The organism is Bordetella muralis (genome assembly GCF_054781015.1).
Genome location: NZ_BAAGVF010000006.1, coordinates 377,015 through 392,663 on the forward strand (window position 1 = coordinate 377,015; position 15,649 = coordinate 392,663).

Here is a 15,649-nt window from a genome sequence, read left to right on the forward strand (position 1 = left end):
AAAGGGCATGCATCACGAGATGCATGCCCTTTGCTTGACTGACGGCGTAGTGAACCAATCTCGCTACGGCGCCATCATCCTATCCCTGGCCTCCGTCAGCGCTAAGCCCAACACGGTTATTGCTTGGTGTTGGTTGTCGGCCCGCAGCGATCTCATTGCCTCGATGTAATTTCCACCGCCGAGGATGAGGTTCCTTGCGTCTATGCGATTGCCTTGCTTGGACATCTGCACCAAGAGGTCGTCTGTGCGCATTCCCGCGGCCGTTAATAATCTCAATTTTCCGGCATTTTTTGCGTTTTCGGCGAGTGTCGCTGCTAGGGTGTCGGTCGGCACCCCGGACTGAATCATCAGTCGCAGCCATTCCGTTTTTTCCTCAGTAGCCATCGTTTCGTGATCCAGCACCCACACCATTTTTTGGCCTAGCTCAGCTCGTGTGGCTAGCGACTTTATAGCTTCTTTATCGTCAAGCTCACTCGCCTGTTGTAGTGCAACGAGCCAATCCGCGCCGGCTGTCACGAGATCTCTCACGACGTTATCTCGTGTGGTCCCTGTATACATCTCGGCCGTTTTCGTCAGGGTCGTATGAATATTTACCCCTGCAGCGATCAGTCTGAGTGCTGCTGCACGGTGTTGGTCGCTCAACAATTCGATTAAGGCGCCTGGCCCATCGGCGCCTAGTTCCATGAGGGCTACGGCGAATGGGATATCGTCACTCGCTGCTGCGTGTGTCAGGGCTTGCCGGCCTCTGTCATTCAACAGGCCAAGGAGCGCGCGTGCTGGCTCCCGTTGGTCGTATGCAATCAGCTCGCGGAGAACTTCGGTCGATGCATCGGTCTCCCGGCTCTCGGTCATGAATTTTGCGGTCCTCATGTCCCCCGCGCGCACGCTTTCGAGCATCACGTCAGACGTGCGTAATCCCGAGGCGAACAATGTCCTCAGTCCCCGGTAATTGGCATCTTCACGCAGCTTCCTCAGCGCGTCCCCGACATCGACCTTTGTGTTGAGCAAAATCGCGACATCCCCTACGTCATTCCACCACAAGGCAGACAGAAGCGCGGCCTGTCTCTGGGTAGGTGAATACTGCGAGACCCTTATTTCCCTTTTGGCGAAGTCTGCTCTGGCCTCCTCCGGCAGGCCGGAACGTGGGGCGCCGGCTAGGATTGCCAAGCGTAATGCAGGCAGGTTGTCCCTGTGGACGGGCAGCGAGTGTATTAACGTTGAGGTCGACGTGCCGGCGGCGACCATTGTTTTCGCAAGCAACAGATTCTTGCCTTCGATAGCCCGCTGCAGGATTTGTTCGCTTATGTCTGGGTGAGAGGCGATGAATGGTTTTAGTGTGCCGACTTCCCCCGCTTTTGCCAACTCGCTAATGAGGACAGCGGGACGCAGTGGAATCCACATTTGCAACGCCGCAGTGTCTCTGCTTCGTATTAGCCGCGACAGCGCAATCCCCTCGGCAGGAGTGGGTTCGTAGTAAGAGCCGGGGTCCCGATCTGCTCCGATCAAGACGCGTGCCGCCTTGCTATTGACTTCGCTACGGGGACTCTGTGCTAACTGAATCAGCGCGGTGGCGGCGTCGGCGCCCATGGCAATCAGGCGGTTCGTGCCGCCGAAGGTGAACATGGAGGAAGTTCCTCTGATTGCCTCCTGCGTCGCCACTGACACTAAAGCAGCTGAGCCGTTGGCGCCGAGCATGAGCAACGCGGATTCCGCAGTGCGCCAACCTTTTTCAGACGCGTAGATCAATGCGTTGGTCGCATCTGCTCCCGTTGATATCAACAGCTTCGCAGCGCTCACGCCGCCGTCGCTGGAATCGTGTTGAGCGATTTCGGCCAGGACTTGGACTGAATCAACGTCACTGTCGATCAGGCGTGCCACCATCCCCACGTGACCTCGCTGTGCGGCGAATTTCAGGGCTTCGTCCAGACCGGCTCTAGCCCCAGAATTGAGCAACGCGTTGATCAGTTCAACGTCGTCGGTTTCGGATTGGGCTGCATACATGATCGGCGTGTATCCGGCATCGTCCCGGCCGTCAAGGAGATCCAGGTCCATCTCATGGGACATCTCAGCCAACGCTATCGCGACGGCATGGCTGCCAGACTTTACGGCAATATGGAGGGCATTCTCATGGTTCTCGTAGTACTCTTGCCCGAAATCTGCCGTATCGTCGTTAAACAGCGCATAGAACGTCTCCAAGTCGTCTGTCTGTATGGCCTGCAGCAATCGCCCGCCAGCTTCCGACGGGGCGGGATTGGCGGGCGGGTGATCGACCGGCATTAAGCTGGTCAGATTCTGAGAAAGATGAATGTCGTTCGGCATAGGACGGTACTCGAAGGGCAAACGCGGTGCGGCATCTCCTAGAGCAGCCGCCGGACTGCCGCCAGATTCCATGGTGAGCGTTTGCGTGAGGGCGGCTTGGCTATGTAAGTAACGAAGCATCATGTTTCGTTCCGGACTGCCGATATCCCTCCTGCGGTGTTCAGCCACAAGCAAATGGGCAGACATTTGTCTGCCCATTGCCCATTGCCCATTGCCCATCGCCCATCGCCCATCGCCCATCGCACGCACGGCCGCTGCGCACCTTGTTCGTTTACGGTCGTTATGCGTTGGCCCGCCTCTGACACGTTGCCGGCTGGATTATTCCGGCGTAATCCCCGCCTTATGAATGATCTCGCCCCATTTCTTTGACTCAGCGTGCTGGAACTCGGCGAGTTCTTTCGGTGTCGAGGTGGCGGGCGCGGTGCCGGTGGATTCGTAGAAATGTTTGGCGGCTTTGCCTTCTGTGGCTTTGGCCAACAGGTCGTGCAGTCTGGCGACGACGTCATCGGGAGTGCCATCGGGGACGTAGGCGGCGAACCAATAGCCCATTTCATATCCGGGGACACCGGCCTCCGAGATGGTGGGCAGATCCGGAGCGAGAGGAGAACGCTCGCTGCCGGTGAACCCGAGTGCGCGCAGTTTGCCCGAGGCGACTTGCGGCAGGCCGGTGGCGGTGTCGGTGATCATCATGTCGATCTGGCCACCCAACAAATCGGTCACGGCCAAGGGATTGCTTTTGTAGGGGACATGCAGCAGTTTGATATCGGCCATCTGCTGCAGCAACTCGCCCGCGATGCGGCTGCTGGAGCTGCCGCTGCCAAAACTCAGCTTGCCCGGCGACTGCTTGGCCAGCGCGAGAAAGTCGCCCACCGTTTTTGCGGACGACGAAGGGTTGATCACCATGATCTGGCCGCCTTTACCCAATAAGGTGACCGGCGAAAAATCCTTCACCGGATCGTAGGGCAGGCTTTTGTACAAATGTTCATTGGCGGCGTGCGTGGTGTTGGTAGTGATCAGTACCGTATAGCCGTCAGCGGGAGCCCGGGCGCCGGCTTGCGCACCGATCATCGCGCTGGCGCCAGCCCGGTTTTCGATGACCACCGATTGCCCGGTCTGTTCGGTGACGCCTTGACCGATGGCGCGGCCGATCTGGTCGGTGGCGCTGCCTGCGGCAAAGGGCACGATGAACGTGATGGGTTTACTCGGGAAGTTTTGGGCCGCTACCGTCAAGGGCAAGGCAGTGCATAGTGCGGCAATCATGCGTAAAGGGGTCAAGCGCATCGTAGTCTCCGTGTGTTGTTGTTAAGTGGTTTGTGGTGAAACGTGTGTTGCTGCAGAAAGCGGCAGGTGCGTGGACAACAAAGCATTGCCGCAGACACCGCCGAGGTGGGTTAAGGCCCTGGCCAGGCCAGGCCAGGCCACCGGTTATGCCGTCGATAAAGCGTCGCCAGGCACGTCGGGCAGACGTCGCGCCAGTTCTACACTGACCTCGACCGGCAGATCCAGCAGATGAAACGACAGGCTCTTGCCGTGTGTGTCCAGATTCAGTGCGTCGTTCACGCCGCCGTCCAGAACCCCCTCCAGCACGAAATTCATGGCCTGCAGCGTCGGAATCTCATAGCGTGTGACGCGAGTCGGATGGCGATAATCAAACCATTGCGCCACGCGCATGTCCGTGACCTGTTCGACGAGCACGTCGTAGCACGCCTCATCCCAGGCAATCAGGCTGAGATTGGAAATATTGCCCTTGTCGCCAGAGCGGCTGTGCGCCAGCCGATAGAGCGGTACCGAGACCGTGGCGGCGGGCGGGTTGGCAGACAGTATGGAAGTCATTGTTGCGCCTCCAGCATCGTCCAGCCGCTTGCCACTGCATCTCGTGGAATCGTGCAGGACACCATATTCAACCGCGGCCGCAGCGAGGTCCGGACGCCGCCGCCTCCTGCAGGGCCGCAGCAATAGAGCGCAGTCACTTCGCGCAGCAATCGTTCCGCCGTGCTTGCGTCCGTGTGTTCGGCGGCCAATCTCAAGCGCACGTCGCGAGCGTGTCCGAGCGATCGCGCGGACAACATGCCACCGTTGTCGTCTCCCAGAATACTGACCACGCCAATCAAATCCATACGCACTTTCAACGCCGAGCCCAGGCGCTTTTGCACCATGTCCGCCGCGAGACGGGCGCGCGCCTCGGCTTGCACGCCTGCATAGGAAATCTCGGCTTCGGCCAGCCAGCCGCCGCGGTGACATACGTTGACCTTCAGTTCGTCAGGGCGTGGGTGGCCGGTAATGCCTGTGACGGCTACGCGATCGGGGCCAATCGGTTGGACGCGGGCTTGGCTCAAGTCCGCGATGACGTCCGGCGTCAAGTACCGCGCCGGATCATGTACCTCGTAAAGTAATTGTTCTTTTACCGTGCGCGCGTCAACCACGCCTCCGGTGCCGTCAGGCTTCGTAATCACGAACCCGCCATCGGCATCGATCTCTGCGATCGGATAGCCCGCTGTATAGATATCCGGCACGTCTTTGAGCCCTGGCACGCAAAAATAACCGCCTGTGACTTGCGTGCCGCATTCGAGCATATGGCCCGCCATCGTCGCGCGGCCTAATCGCGCCCAATCGTCCTCTGCCCAGCCGTAATGCGCCAAAGCGGGGCCCAAGGTCAATGAGGGGTCCGCCACCCGTCCGGCCACAACAATGTGCGCGCCTTCGCGCAATGCGGCAGCAATCTCATTTGCACCGAGATAAGCCGTCGCGCTGACGACATCCATGCTGTCAAAGGCAGGACCCAGGCGTTCGCGCAACAAGTCATGTTGCGCTGGCGCCGTCAATGCGTCGCCGTGCACGACAGCAATGCGCGGCGCCGGCAGCCCCTGCGCGCGCGCCAGTTCAGCAATTCGACGCGCCGCCGCAGGCGGGTTCGCGGCCCCGAAATTACTGACGATGTGCACGTCGTGCCGCAGGCAGTGTGCCAGGATGGGGTTCAGTAAGTCGTCCAGCAACGGTTCATAGCCGCGTTCCGGATCGGCGTTGCGCGCCAACTGGGCCAGTGCAAGTGTCCGCTCGGCCAGTGTTTCGAAAATCAGCGTGCCCCCACCGCGCGCGGCCAGCGCGTGCACGATGGGCAATGCCCCGTCCGTGCGGTCGCCAGAAAAGCCGGTGGCACAGCCGATCAAAAAGGGTGCAGCCGTCATGTTTGTCCCGGTATGAGTTGTCGTTCTTGTGCGGCCATCGTGCAAAGCAGCGTCGCGATGAGCTGTCGTCGTTGATGACGGTGAGACCATCGCGCCTCTGGCATGGCATGCAGCCGATGGCGCTCACTATAGGTAGGCTTGCTTAATAAGTGAAATAGAAATAAAAGATCGATTCATCCAATATTTCTATGAATCTGTCTACCCGCCAACTTCGCGCATTCGTGGCCCTGGCCGATGAAAAGCATTTCACTCGCGCCGCGCAGCGTTGCCATCTGACCCAGCCGGCGTTCAGTGCGCTCATCCGCACACTGGAGGACGCAGCCGGGGTGCGTCTGTTCGATCGCAACACCCGTAACGTGGAACTGACGGCCGAGGGCAGGGTGATGGATGCGTCCGCGCGTCGATTGTTGGGCGAGCTCGATCTTGTCGTCGAGGATCTGCGCGATTACGCCGCGCGCCGCCGCGGGCACGTCACTATCGCCGCCTTGCCGTCATTGGCCGCCGGGTGGCTGCCAGCGCTATTGGCCCGTTTTCATCAGGACTATCCGGGGATCACCTTGCAATTGCGCGACGCTCTGCTGGATCCGTGCCTGGATATGGTGCAAAGTGGTGCGGCGGATTTCGCCGTCGCGGCGCAACGGGCAGATATGACCGACCTGGAGAGCGAATTTCTCCATGCCGATAGGTTTTTCCTCGTTTGCCGAAAGGATCATCCTTTGGCCGGACGCGATGAGGTCCGTCTGCGTGATCTCGCGCGCTGGCCCTTGATTCAATTGGCGCGCGGCAGCAGCGTGCGCCGCTATCTCGACGAGGCCCTCGGGCCGAAATCGCCCCAGCCCCTGCTCGAAGTCGAGCATCTGGCCACGGTAACCGGGCTGGTCCTGGCCGGTATGGGCATCAGCGTGGTTCCCGCCATGACGCTGTTTCATTTTCAGCGCGACCAGTTGGCGATCAAGCCCCTCGCAGGGAAACCCTTGACACGACCGTTGTACCTCGTGCGCCGCGAAGGCCGCGCCTTGTCGGTCGCTGCCCAAACGCTGTATGACCTGCTGCGAGAGCACGTGAATGAATTGGGAGTTTGATGGCGCCCACATCAAGCCAAATTAGCCAAAAAGCGGCGAACGCCACTATTCTTGTCATATCGCTGTCGACAATGTCCGAGTCAGCCGGGCGGCTCAACGTGGTCCGCCTCGCTTTCGCAAATACCTATTGCCGTTTAAACTTCAATAGTCCAGTATTACGATCGATTATTCTTCAAGGATCCGGCTCATGAGCAAGCAAATCATCCATACCGATGCGGCCCCGGCCGCCGTTGGTCCTTATTCGCAGGCCGTTGCCGTGACCGGTACCAAGACGGTCTATCTGTCTGGCCAGATTGGCCTGGAACCGGGTACGGGCGATCTCGTGTCGGAAAACTTCGACGCTCAGGTGCGCCAGGCTTTTATGAACATGACCGCGGTCATCCAGGAGGCAGGCGGGACGCTGAACGACATCGTCAAATTGACCTTGTTCCTGACTGACCTGAACAAATTCACCGCCGCCAACGCCATCATGGCCGAATTGATCCCGCAGCCGTTCCCGGCCCGTTCGACGGTCGGTGTGGCCAGCCTGCCTAAAGGCGCGCAATTCGAGGTGGAGGCGATTCTGGTTCTGGCCTAAGGCGCCTGATTTTCTCGCATATGCCGGCGACTGCTGCTGCCCGCAATCGTACCGGTGCGCTCAAGCGTGCCGGTGTGGATGCGGCTGCCGATAGCGCGGCCAGCGTGCGGCCCGAAACGAAATCCGGCGCCAAATCGGGGCCGGCCCGGTCGCTGACCGATGTGCAGCGCAAGCTGCATAGCCTCGGCCTGGTCACGCCTAACGACTGTATCTTGCACCTGCCGCTGCGTTACGAGGACGAGACGCGCATTGTTCCGATCGGTTCGCTGCGCCCCGGTGCGCCTGCGCAGGTCGAGGGCGAAATCCTGCGTAGCGAGGTGTTGTTTCGTCCACGCCGCCAGTTGACTGCCGTGATGGCAGACGATAGCGGCGAACTGCAATTGCGCTGGCTGAATTTTTATCCCAGCCAGCAAAAACAACTGACGCCGGGCCGCCGTCTGCGTGCCCGGGGCGAGGTGCGCGGCGGTCTGTTTGGACGCGAGATGGTGCATCCGCGCATGACCAGTGCTGATGCCGCCTTGCCCGAGGCGTTGACCCCGGTTTATCCCAGCACAGAAGGGCTGACCCAGCCTTCATTACGCAAGGCCATTGCCCAGGCCCTCGATCAGGCGGATCTGAGCGATACGCTGCCCGACGAAGCCCTGCAACGTTACACGCTGATGCCGTTTGCGCCAGCCATCCGCCTCTTGCATGCGCCACCGCCTGGCGTATCCGAGCAAGACCTGATCGAACGTGGCCATCCTGCCTGGCACCGCATCAAATTTGACGAATTGCTCGCTCAGCAGTTGTCGCTGGCCGCTGCGCGCGCGGCGAGACGCAGCATTCGGGCTGTGCCATTGCCTCTACAGGCCAGTCCCTCCGACGCTGCCGATTTGGTCGCGCGCCTGTATCGAGCATTGCCATTTACCCTGACCGCGGCACAACAGCGCGTCATCAAGGAAATCTCGGCCGACCTGGCACAGCCGTATCCGATGCATCGTCTATTGCAGGGCGATGTCGGCAGCGGCAAGACCGTGGTCGCCGCTGTCGCAGCCGCTCAGGCCATTGCCTGCGGCGCTCAGGTGGCATTGATGGCGCCCACAGAAATCCTGGCTGAACAGCATTTCCATAAGCTGGTGTCATGGCTGCAGCCTTTGGGTGTGAACGTCGCATGGCTGAGCGGCAGCCAGACGGCAAAGGCCCGGCGCGAATCCGCCGCCGGCGCGGCCGACGGCAGTATTCAACTGTTGGTCGGCACACAGGCGCTGATTCAGGATCATGTCGAGTTTCAGCGTCTAGGTCTGTCTATCGTGGATGAGCAGCATCGCTTTGGCGTGGGTCAGCGATTGGCCTTGACGCGTAAAGGCGAGGTCTCGCCTGATCAAGCAGAACAGATTCCCACGATCCCGCATCAGCTCAACATGAGCGCTACGCCGATTCCGCGTACCTTGGCGATGACTTTTTTTGCCGATCTGGACGTATCCGTCATTGACGAGCTGCCGCCAGGCCGCACGCCTGTGGTGACCAAGCTCGTGTCCGACAATCGCCGCGAGGAGGTCATCGCGCATATCGCCAACGCTGTACGTCAGGGGCAGCAGGCGTATTGGGTCTGCCCGCTGGTCGAGGAAAGCGAAGCTCTGCAACTGCAAACCGCTGTCGACACGTACGACGCCATGTGCGCGGATCTGCCCGACTTGCGGATTGGCATGGTGCATGGCCGCCTGGCGCAAACCGAAAAGGCCGCGGTCATGCAGGCCTTTCGCGATGGCGATATCGATTTGCTCGTGGCCACGACCGTCATCGAGGTCGGTGTGGACGTGCCCAAGGCATCGCTCATGGTGATCGAACACGCCGAGCGTTTTGGCTTGGCGCAATTGCATCAGTTACGTGGCCGGGTAGGGCGGGGCAGTGCCGAGTCCGTTTGCGTGCTGCTCTATCAGACGCCGCTGTCGCAGATTGCGCGCCAACGGCTGCGGGCCATGTTCGAGACCAATGACGGTTTCGAAATCGCGCGCCGCGATCTGGAACTGCGTGGCCCGGGCGAGTTTCTCGGCACGCGCCAATCGGGTATGGCGCTCTTGCGATTTGCCGATCTCGAAAGCGATGTCGGTATTGCCGAGCAGGCGCGCGAGGCCGCCGCATGGCTGCGTGCCGATCATCCCGACGCGGTGGCGGCGCACTTGGCACGCTGGATGCGTGGACGCGAAGACTTTCTGCGGACCTGAGCCTACCTATGCAAATCCTTTGCGCCATGCAATCTTTCATGCTTCGCTTTTGTCGGCTGGCCCGCCTCAGGGCAAACATCGCCCCTTTCCTTCCCGGTACGAATGCCGCGGTTTCCCGGAGCAGAAGATGACTCTGACTGAACTCAAATACATCGTCGCCGTCGCACGCGAACGGCATTTTGGCCGTGCGGCCGAAGCCTGCTTCGTGAGTCAGCCCACCTTGTCCGTGGCGATTCGCAAACTGGAGGATGAGTTGGGCGTGACGCTGTTCGAACGTGGTGGCGTCGAAGTCGGCGTGACCGCTATCGGTCAGCGCATCGTGACCCAGGCGCAAAAGGTGCTCGAGGAAAGTGCCAGCATCAAGGAAATCGCCCGTCAAGGCCATGATCCGCTGGCCGGGCCGCTGCGCGTCGGCGTGATTCACACGATCGGGCCGTATCTGTTGCCGCATCTGGTGCCGACGCAGATTGCCCGTACGCCGCAGATGCCATTACTGCTGCAAGAAAACTTTACCTTGCGTCTCGTCGAGCTGCTGCGGCAAGGGGAAATCGATTGCGCCATCATGGCATTGCCTTTGCCCGAGGCGGGGTTGATCACGCAACCGCTTTACGATGAACCCTTTATCGTCGCGGTGCCGCGCGATCATGAGTGGGCCGACCGAGAAGCCATCAGTTCCGAAGACCTGAAACAGCAGACCATGCTGCTGCTGGGCACGGGCCACTGTTTCCGCGATCAGGTCTTGGAAGTCTGCCCCGAACTCTCGCGCTTTTCTGCCGCGAGCGACGGTATTCAGCGGACTTTTGAGGGATCGTCGTTAGAGACCATCCGTCATATGGTCGCGGCCGGCATAGGCGTGACCGTCCTGCCGGTGACCGCCATTCCTGAATCCCCGCCGCCCAAAGCACTATTGCGCTATTTGCCTTTTGAGGGTCGTCCGCCAGAGCGGCGCGTGGTGCTGGCGTGGCGCCGCAGTTTCCCGCGTCTGGCCGCCATCGAAGCGCTGGCCCAAGCCGTCTACGAATGTGGATTGCCGGGCGTGACCATGTTGGATCACGAGACTGCGGTAGAAAGTTGATATTTTTCAGTTTTGCGAGAGCTTGAGCAGGGCTCTCAGGCTATAAACAATCTATATCAATCCAGTGGTATTCTTATTCCGTCTACAACCTGCACGAGGAGCACTACATGGCAAAGTCCAAAGCAAGTAGTACCGCCGCTGTTCGCATCAATATCGGCATTTCGGACAAAGACCGCGAGGCAATCGCGGCCGAGCTCTCCAAGGTGCTGGCAGATTCCTACACGCTGTATCTGATGACCCACAATTTCCACTGGAACGTTACGGGCCCGCTGTTCAACACGCTGCATCAGATGTTCATGACGCAGTATTCCGAGGAATGGGCTGCGCTGGACGATATCGCCGAGCGTATTCGTGCGTTGGGCGTCCATGCGCCGGGCACCTATCGCGAGTTCGCCAAGCTGTCTTCTATTTCCGAGCCGGCCGACGTGCCCAATGCTCTGGAGATGGTACGCCTGCTGGTCAAAGGCAACGAAGCCGTCTCGAAAACCGCTCGCGCCGCCTTTGACAAGGCCGACAGCGCCAACGATCAGCCCACCGCTGACTTGTTGACCCAACGCATGGACATCCACGAAAAGAACGCCTGGATGTTGCGCAGCTTGCTCGAGTAATCGTGATCTTGCGTTCCATAGTCAATGACGCCGGCTTCTCACCAGAGAGGCCGGTGTCGTTTTGATTCATGCCATCGCGTGATTGCTCTGGCGCCTTTTGTCCTTTACCCATCTACTCGTCTGCATGACTCAATCATCCGGCTTATCCGCTAATGTTCCCGCGTCTGTCCTGATCACCGGTGCGACAGGGGGGATCGGTGGCGCATTGGCGCTGGAATACGCCCGTGCCGGTACAAAGACATTGATCCTGCAGGGGCGCAATCGTCAGCGCCTGGATGAGTTGGCTCAGGATTGCGGCGCCATGGGCGTGCGCGTGATCGTGCACGAACTGGATGTACGGGACCACGACGCGCTGCGGCAGTGGCTGATGCAGATCGGTCAAACCGAAGCCCCCGATCTGGTGATCGCCAACGCCGGCGTCAACATTAATACCGGCCCCCAACAACAGAGTGAAAGCTGGGACGATATGCATCGTCTTTTCGATGTCAATATCAAGGCCGCCATGGCCACCCTGCATGCCAGTTTGCCGGCGATGCTGGCGCGTCGTAGTGGGCAGATTGCCTTGATCAGCTCGCTCGCTGCGTGGCGGGGCCTTCCCGAGACCCCTAGCTACAGCGCCAGCAAAGCGGCTGTCAAAGTCTACGGCGAGGCGATGCGCGATCTCTTGGCCGGGCAGGGGGTCAAGGTCAATGTCATCATGCCCGGCTACGTCGAATCGCAAATGTGCTTCGACATGCCCGGCCCCAAACCCTTTTTGTGGCCTGCCGCCAAGGCGGCTCGCGTCATCCGGCGGGGCCTCACCCGCAACCGCGCGCGCATCAGTTTTCCGTTTCCCCTGAATTTGGGCTGTTTTCTGCTGTCCATTATCCATCCGGCTGTGTCGGGGTGGATACTTCAACGGTTGGGCTATCGCGGCTGACGCTCGCCCGTGTAGGGTTTCGGCCTAGTGCGCGCCATCTGGCGTGCGAGAGCGCCGGTAACGCGGAATTGGTACACTATCCGGTTTAGCCTCGCGCTTTTCGCGGGCGTCTTCCCCTATACAAAGCCGTGATATCTACCGCCAATCTCACTATCCAATTCGGTCCCAAACCCCTTTTCGAGAACGTCAGTGTCAAGTTCGGGGAAGGCAACCGCTATGGTTTGATCGGGGCCAACGGCTCGGGCAAGTCGACCTTTATGAAAATCATCGGCGGCGACCTGGAGTCGTCCGCAGGTAACGTTTCGCTCGAACCCGGCGTGCGCCTGGGCAAGCTGCGCCAGGATCAGTTTGCTTTCGAAGACCTGCGCGTCTTGGACGTCGTCATGATGGGCCATACCGAAATGTGGGCCGCCATGACCGAGCGCGATGCGATCTACGCGAATCCTGAGGCGACCGAGGACGATTACATGCGTGCGGCCGAGCTCGAGGCCAAGTTCGCCGAGTACGATGGCTACACCGCCGAGGCGCGCGCGGGCGAACTGCTATTGGGCCTGGAATTCGCGGTAGACCAGCATCAACTGCCCATGCGCGAGATCGCGCCGGGCTGGAAACTGCGTGTGCTGCTGGCGCAGGCGCTGTTCTCGAATCCTGACGTGCTGCTGCTCGACGAACCGACCAACAACCTGGATATCAACACGATCCGCTGGCTGGAAAATGTGCTCAACGGCTATCAGAGCACGATGATCATCATCAGTCACGATCGTCACTTCCTGAACCAGGTCTGCACTCACATGGCCGACCTGGATTATGGCGAGATCCGCATTTATCCGGGTAACTATGACGACTATATGCTGGCCTCGACCCAGGCGCGCGAGCGTTTGGTCGCCAACAATGCCAAGGCCAAAGAGCGTGTGGCCGAACTGCAGGACTTTGTGCGCCGCTTTGCCGCCAACAAGTCCAAGTCCCGCCAGGCCACCTCGCGTCTGAAGCAGATTGACCGTATCAAGGCCGAACAGGTCGTGGTCAAACCTTCGTCGCGCCAAAACCCCTACATTCGATTCGAGCAGAACAAGGTCATGCACCGCTTGGCGGCGACCATTGAAAAGCTCTCCAAGTCCTACGATGCGCCGGTCATCCGCGATTTCTCCGCGATGATCGACGCAGGCGAAAAGATTGCGATTATCGGCGCGAACGGTGTGGGTAAAACGACGCTGTTGCGCATGTTGGCAGGCGATCTGGCAGCGGATTCGGGCTCGCTGAAATGGTCGGATAACGCCGATCTCGGCTACATGGCGCAGGACGTGTCCGATCAATTCCAACAAACGGATATCAATTTGTTTGATTGGATGAGCGACTACCGCCAACCAGGCGATGACGATCAATCCATTCGCTCCGTGCTGGGCCGCTTGCTGTTTTCGGCGGATGATTTGCCCAAAGCGCCCAAGGTCTTGTCAGGCGGCGAAAAAAACCGCATGACTTTTGGCCGCTTGATGCTGGGTCGCCATAACGTAATGCTGCTCGACGAGCCCACCAACCACTTGGATATGGAATCCATCGAGTCGTTGCAGTTCGCGCTCGAGAAATACCAGGGCACCCTGATTTTTGTGTCGCACGATCGCGAGTTCGTGTCTGGCCTGGCGACACGCATCATCGAAGTCCTGCCTGATGGCGAGATCGTCGACTACCGTGGCGGCTACGAGGACTACCTGTCCTCGCGTGGCATCGAGGGCTGATCCCGCGCCGGGAACACCGCCGAGGACATACCGCAGCACTCTAAAAAGAGAACCCCGCGCCTGGATTCGCTATCCAGGCGCGGGGTTCTTTATATCGTCGTTTTCTCGTGACAGTATTTACGCAGCGAGTTGTTGGGGCTGACTCCAGTACGAGTAGGTGCGCAGCACATGCAGCTCTAGCACTGCAGGACCTTGGGCAGCATGCAACGTGGCCGGAATAACCGCCGTGCCCGTTGTCCAGCGCATCGCGACGCCGTGTACGTCCTGCAGGCCTTGCAGGCCGCGCAGGCGATCATCACGCAGGTCGATCTCACGACGTCCAGCAGCATCCTCGATGGTGATGCGAGCCAGTCCAACGCCTACGCGGCGCAAGTCTCGGCGCGCATGCACCGCGGTGTCGCGTACGATGGACGAGCGAGAAAGGATGCGTACGTCACTGGCTTGAACGCCTGCCGGCAACACAAAGCGCTTGACGCCTTCGGCCTGATCGGTGGCCTCGGGACGAATTTCCCGACCGTCGACTTCGATACGCAGGTCTGGATCAGACACGCGTTTCGCTTTTGTCAACGCTTCGGCACGTTTGAGCAAATGCTTGCGGATCGCTTCGGCTTTCGGACCATTGCGCACGATTTCCATGCCTTCGATCTCTTGACGGCCCTCGGGAGGGCCAAAGTCCGCTTGCATTGTCACTACGTTCACGTTCTGGAACATCGAGCGATTGCCGGTATCTACATAGGATTCAGCCGCGGCGCCCTCGGCCAGCAGGATATCGAAGCGATCCAATTCCACGTGGAAATATTCGAACGAACGGCGCGAAAAATCCTGAGTAATGGTCTGGCCGTTCACCAACAGCATCGCGGGGATCAGCTGGCCGTTGAAGTACATATGGTGATAGGGCGAAATGTACAGATCGCGTGTCGGCACATTGGGTGCCAGTGCCCCTGCCGCGATGCGCACGGGGTAGGCACGAATCGCCTGGTCGGCCGGGATACGGCTGGCGTGCATTTTGCGGTATCCCAGCCATTTCACGGTCGCAACACGGCCACTGGCGGTCAAGACGCTGTCGCCAGGCTGCAGATCTTGTACGGGTTTCTGGCCTTCGGGGGTGGCAATCAGTGTGTCGCGCAAATAGCACGCGACGACAAAGGTGCCGTTCTGCATTTGGTAATCCAATCCGGGGGTATAACCCTGGGGCAGAGCGAACTTGACCTGTACTTGGCCATCCTTGCTCAGTTGTAGAAAACTGCCCGCGGGCGTGGAGACGAACTCATAGCCGTCGGGCACGCTGAATGTCCCGTCGCCATTGTCGATCTCCAGAAGGATCTTGTCGCCCACCTGCAAATTGGTAATAGCAGGATTCATCGAGTTATCCAGCGCCGAGGGGATGACGAATTTGAGTACAGACTCGCTCAGATCACCCGGGTTGCCCTCACCACCGGTGCCTTGGAAGTGGAACGTGGTGGAGTTCAGCGCCGACGTCTGGCCGGCCTGGACGATGTAGGTCATCGACGACTGGTGGTCAATCTCGTACTTGATGGTCTGGTTATCTTTGAGCGTGACGCCGGTGATCGTGAGATCCGCCCCCTGTTCGGAGGCAACGACGTTGGGCGCAGAGCTGTCGCTGCCGGTGGCGTCAACCACGAGGTCGATATCCAGAGATTCGACGGTGAGCTGGGAGCCGCTTATCACCTTCAGGTCGACGGTGTCGCCGTTCTGAACATTTTCCGGGTTGCTCGGAGAGAGGGTCTTTGTCTCGTCGGACAACGTGATGCTGTGGGTAGTCATAACCAAGGGTTCCAATTAATGATAGGCACTGAAATAGGCGTAAAGCGTCCCCTTGAGCGGCGCTAGCCGTTCAATCGTTAAAGGACGAAAAGGAGACGTGATCGCGGGACAGCAGTCGATCGGGCGGGTCAGTGGGGCGATAGCATTGGTCTTTCTCCCATA

The 15,649-nt window shown here is 59.6% G+C and carries 12 protein-coding genes; 7 read left to right on the forward strand and 5 right to left on the reverse strand.

The window, feature by feature from the left end:
• Window positions 1-63: 63 nt before the first annotated feature.
• From ACYVIT_RS12745 to ACYVIT_RS12760, 4 genes are all read right to left on the reverse strand, one after another.
• Window positions 64-2,442 carry an ankyrin repeat domain-containing protein gene (locus ACYVIT_RS12745; RefSeq protein WP_415804916.1) on the reverse strand — a complete coding sequence of 793 codons (2,379 nt, stop codon included), beginning with the start codon at window positions 2,440-2,442 and terminating at the stop codon, window positions 64-66.
• Between the two features lie 195 nt (window positions 2,443-2,637).
• Complete coding sequence (locus tag ACYVIT_RS12750; RefSeq protein ID WP_415804917.1) at window positions 2,638-3,600, reverse strand: Bug family tripartite tricarboxylate transporter substrate binding protein; 963 nt, start codon at window positions 3,598-3,600, stop codon at window positions 2,638-2,640.
• Window positions 3,601-3,744: 144 nt separating this feature from the next.
• Window positions 3,745-4,152 carry an AtuA-related protein gene (locus ACYVIT_RS12755; protein WP_415804918.1) on the reverse strand — a complete coding sequence of 136 codons (408 nt, stop codon included), beginning with the start codon at window positions 4,150-4,152 and terminating at the stop codon, window positions 3,745-3,747.
• Entirely contained in the window at window positions 4,149-5,504 is a 1,356-nt protein-coding gene (locus ACYVIT_RS12760; protein ID WP_415804919.1) for an acyclic terpene utilization AtuA family protein, read from the reverse strand. Before ACYVIT_RS12760 ends, ACYVIT_RS12755 begins: the two co-directional genes overlap by 4 nt.
• A gap of 188 nt (window positions 5,505-5,692) precedes the next feature.
• Here ACYVIT_RS12760 and ACYVIT_RS12765 point away from each other — a divergent pair, with 188 nt between their 5' ends.
• The 7 genes from ACYVIT_RS12765 (at window position 5,693) to ACYVIT_RS12795 (ending at window position 13,702) form a co-directional block, all read left to right on the forward strand.
• Entirely contained in the window at window positions 5,693-6,586 is an 894-nt protein-coding gene (locus ACYVIT_RS12765) for a LysR family transcriptional regulator (RefSeq protein WP_415804920.1), read from the forward strand.
• 187 nt (window positions 6,587-6,773) lie between these two features.
• Complete coding sequence (locus ACYVIT_RS12770; RefSeq protein ID WP_415804921.1) at window positions 6,774-7,163, forward strand: Rid family detoxifying hydrolase; 390 nt, start codon at window positions 6,774-6,776, stop codon at window positions 7,161-7,163.
• A gap of 188 nt (window positions 7,164-7,351) precedes the next feature.
• Window positions 7,352-9,367, forward strand: coding sequence for an ATP-dependent DNA helicase RecG (gene recG, locus ACYVIT_RS12775; RefSeq protein ID WP_415805269.1), 2,016 nt, complete (start codon window positions 7,352-7,354; stop codon window positions 9,365-9,367).
• A 127-nt stretch (window positions 9,368-9,494) separates the two neighbouring features.
• Window positions 9,495-10,442 (forward strand): LysR substrate-binding domain-containing protein, encoded by a 948-nt coding sequence (locus tag ACYVIT_RS12780; RefSeq protein WP_415804923.1) that lies wholly within the window; start codon window positions 9,495-9,497, stop codon window positions 10,440-10,442.
• Between the two features lie 107 nt (window positions 10,443-10,549).
• On the forward strand, window positions 10,550-11,050 hold the full coding sequence (locus ACYVIT_RS12785; protein ID WP_415804924.1) for a Dps family protein: 501 nt from the start codon (window positions 10,550-10,552) through the stop codon (window positions 11,048-11,050).
• A gap of 124 nt (window positions 11,051-11,174) precedes the next feature.
• Window positions 11,175-11,969, forward strand: a complete 795-nt coding sequence (locus ACYVIT_RS12790; RefSeq protein WP_415804925.1) for an SDR family NAD(P)-dependent oxidoreductase — start codon at window positions 11,175-11,177, stop codon at window positions 11,967-11,969.
• Between the two features lie 128 nt (window positions 11,970-12,097).
• Complete coding sequence (locus tag ACYVIT_RS12795; RefSeq protein ID WP_415804926.1) at window positions 12,098-13,702, forward strand: ABC-F family ATPase; 1,605 nt, start codon at window positions 12,098-12,100, stop codon at window positions 13,700-13,702.
• Between the two features lie 117 nt (window positions 13,703-13,819).
• Here the strand turns inward: ACYVIT_RS12795 and ACYVIT_RS12800 are convergent, their stop codons facing one another.
• Window positions 13,820-15,487 carry a Hint domain-containing protein gene (locus tag ACYVIT_RS12800; protein WP_415804927.1) on the reverse strand — a complete coding sequence of 556 codons (1,668 nt, stop codon included), beginning with the start codon at window positions 15,485-15,487 and terminating at the stop codon, window positions 13,820-13,822.
• Between the last annotated feature and the right edge of the window lie 162 nt (window positions 15,488-15,649).

Excerpts from the sequence above, each read along its gene's own strand:
- ACYVIT_RS12765 (WP_415804920.1), top strand. The coding sequence starts at position 5,693 with ATGAATCTGTCTACCCGCCAACTTCGCGCATTCGTGGCCCTGGCCGAT.
- ACYVIT_RS12745 (WP_415804916.1), bottom strand. The coding sequence starts at position 2,442 with ATGATGCTTCGTTACTTACATAGCCAAGCCGCCCTCACGCAAACGCTC.
- ACYVIT_RS12755 (WP_415804918.1), bottom strand. The coding sequence starts at position 4,152 with ATGACTTCCATACTGTCTGCCAACCCGCCCGCCGCCACGGTCTCGGTA.
- ACYVIT_RS12760 (WP_415804919.1), bottom strand. The coding sequence starts at position 5,504 with ATGACGGCTGCACCCTTTTTGATCGGCTGTGCCACCGGCTTTTCTGGC.
- ACYVIT_RS12780 (WP_415804923.1), top strand. The coding sequence starts at position 9,495 with ATGACTCTGACTGAACTCAAATACATCGTCGCCGTCGCACGCGAACGG.
- ACYVIT_RS12770 (WP_415804921.1), top strand. The coding sequence starts at position 6,774 with ATGAGCAAGCAAATCATCCATACCGATGCGGCCCCGGCCGCCGTTGGT.
- ACYVIT_RS12785 (WP_415804924.1), top strand. The coding sequence starts at position 10,550 with ATGGCAAAGTCCAAAGCAAGTAGTACCGCCGCTGTTCGCATCAATATC.
- ACYVIT_RS12790 (WP_415804925.1), top strand. The coding sequence starts at position 11,175 with ATGACTCAATCATCCGGCTTATCCGCTAATGTTCCCGCGTCTGTCCTG.
- ACYVIT_RS12800 (WP_415804927.1), bottom strand. The coding sequence starts at position 15,487 with ATGACTACCCACAGCATCACGTTGTCCGACGAGACAAAGACCCTCTCT.
- ACYVIT_RS12750 (WP_415804917.1), bottom strand. The coding sequence starts at position 3,600 with ATGCGCTTGACCCCTTTACGCATGATTGCCGCACTATGCACTGCCTTG.